The organism is Vibrio sp. 1401, assembly GCF_033340295.1.
In genome coordinates, this window is the sequence record NZ_JAWOWF010000609.1 from 1 (window position 1) to 582 (window position 582).

A 582-nucleotide genomic window follows, 5' to 3' on the forward strand; every position below is an offset into this window, starting at 1 on the left:
AATTGTGCTAGCAACAGGCAACCAAGGCAAAGTTCGCGAGATGGCAGATCTACTGTCTGACTTCGGTTTTGAAGTATTAGCGCAAAGTGAATTCAACGTATCAGAAGTTGCTGAAACGGGCACCACATTCATTGAGAACGCAATCATTAAAGCTCGCCATGCCGCGCAAGAAACTGGCTTACCAGCGATTGCAGATGATTCTGGTCTGGAAGTCGATTTCCTAAAAGGTGCACCGGGTATCTACTCAGCACGTTACGCAGGCGAAAAAGCCTCTGACCAAGAAAACTTAGAGAAATTGCTAGCCGCAATGGAAGGCGTGCCAGAAGCAGAGCGTACCGCGCGTTTCCACTGCGTATTGGTATTGATGCGTCACGAAAACGATCCAACGCCTATCGTTTGTCATGGCAAATGGGAAGGTCGCATTCTGACTGAAGCACATGGCGAAAATGGCTTTGGTTACGACCCTATCTTCTTCGTACCAGAAGATAACTGTGCGTCAGCAGAGCTAGAGCCGGCACGTAAAAAGCAGTTGTCTCACCGCGGTAAAGCACTGAAATCACTGTTTGCTCAGTTATCAGCGCA

General features: G+C 48.5%; 1 protein-coding gene. It reads left to right on the top strand.

Annotated features, from left to right (window positions below):
• Position 1 precedes the first annotated feature (1 nt).
• Positions 2-582 (top strand): XTP/dITP diphosphatase (locus R7Z77_RS27105; protein ID WP_318137273.1); only part of this gene is annotated, 581 nt, incomplete at its 3' end.